Origin of the sequence: Streptomyces sp. NPDC059534 (assembly GCF_042743475.1) — a bacterium.
Taxonomy (GTDB): Bacteria; Actinomycetota; Actinomycetes; order Streptomycetales; family Streptomycetaceae; genus Streptomyces.
In genome coordinates, this window is the sequence record NZ_JBHWAQ010000138.1 from 1 (window position 1) to 1,657 (window position 1,657).

1 protein-coding gene is annotated in these 1,657 nt (G+C 67.7%); it reads left to right on the forward strand.

Annotation, left to right across the window (positions count from 1 at the left end):
• The first annotated feature begins 194 nt into the window (after nucleotides 1-194).
• Nucleotides 195-1,625, forward strand: a complete 1,431-nt coding sequence (locus ACFVZH_RS40345; RefSeq protein ID WP_384905627.1) for a transposase — start codon at nucleotides 195-197, stop codon at nucleotides 1,623-1,625.
• Nucleotides 1,626-1,657 lie beyond the last annotated feature (32 nt).

Here is a 1,657-nt window from a genome sequence, read left to right on the forward strand (position 1 = left end):
GAGGCTGTCGCACGACTTCCCCCGTCCGGGAGTCAAGAGCGATTCGATGTTCGGCTCGGGTCGTTGCGGGGATGGTGGAGCCTGGTTCGGTGGGGCGGAACTTCCTGCTGTGTGACCGCGAACGTGATCTTGAGATGCCGAAGAGTGCCCGGGAGTGGCTGCCGCCAGGGCACTTGTGCTGGAGAGTGCTTGAGGTGGTCGAGGGGCTCGATCTCTCGGCCTTCGAGGACAGCTATCGTGCCGACAGGCAGGGCGGCGGTGCCTACCCGCCGTCCGTATTGGTGTCGCTGATCTGCTACTGCTACAGCAAGGGCATACGCTCCTCGCGCGGCATCGAGCGGGCCTGCTGGGACGATCTCGGCTGCCGGATCATCACCGCGAACCGCGCTGTGGACCATTCCACCGTCGCACGGTTTGTCCAGCGTCACCGCGACGCGCTGACCCAGCTGTTCGTGCAGGTGTTGGCCCTGTGCGGCAGTCGGGGGCTGGTCGATCTGTCGGCGGTCGCGGTGGACGGCTCGCCAATGGACGCGAACGCCTCCCGTGACTCCAACAAGCAGTTGCCGCGTCTCGAGACCGTCATCGCCCGGTGCGAGGACGAGATCAGCGCGCTCATGGACAACGCGCGTGACCATGCCCGGCGCGTCGAGACCGGCGACACCACGGACGTCGAGGACGAGCCGCATCGTGACGACTGGCCGAGGCTGTCACGTCTGTGTGATCTGCTTGTCCGGGCCCGCACGGCCCGGGACCGGCTCCATCAGCGGGCCCTGCCGTCCGGCAACGAGATAAGGATCAAGGTCGAGGCCGCCGAACGCATCGTGGCTCGCGCGGAGAAGCGGCTGGCCGCCGAGACGGCAGCCCATCAGGAGAAACTGAAGAAGTACCGGGCCCGGACCGAGGCCGACCGGGCAGCGGGCCGCCGGGCTGCCAACGGCCGACCGCCCGTGCCCATGGAGAACAAGACGGTCCTCGTCCGGCAGCGGGCACGACTGGCGAAGGCACTCGCTCACCTGGAGCGGGTACGGAGCCCCGAGCCGGTGCCCTCCCCGACTGCCGTCGCCAGCCTGAGCGATCCGGACTCACGTCTGCAGCTGGGCAAACAAGGCGGCTATCTGCAGGGATACAACTTGCAGATCGTGTGCGCCCGCCGCCAGATTCTGCTGGCCATCGACCTGCACGACAACCCGTCGGACCGCACGGCACTGATCCCAATGGTCAGGAAGACCCAGAAGAACCAGCACGCGGCAGGACTGCCGGGCGACATCCTGCTCTGGCTCTCGGACAGTGGATACGCCAGCGTCGCCTCCTTCGAGGAGCTCGCCGACCTGCCGCTACTGGTCTCGGTGACCAGCGAGGCTGACCAGGCAGGTTTCCCCGCGAAGCGCCAGAGCGCCCCCGCCGGCCAACAGGCTATGGCAAACCGCCTGTCGACCCCGACCGGCCGGGCCCAGTACCGCCAGCGCAGCGCTCTCGTCGAGCCGGGCTTCGCCCAGCTCTTCCAGCGATTCGGCCGACACCTCAACTACCGCGGACGCCGAGCCGTCGACACCGAGGTCAAGCTCCTCGGCACCGTCCACAACCTCAGCAAACTCCTCGCCGGCACCGCAAAATCGCGCTCTTGACTCCCGGACGGGAGAAGTCGTGCGACAGCCTC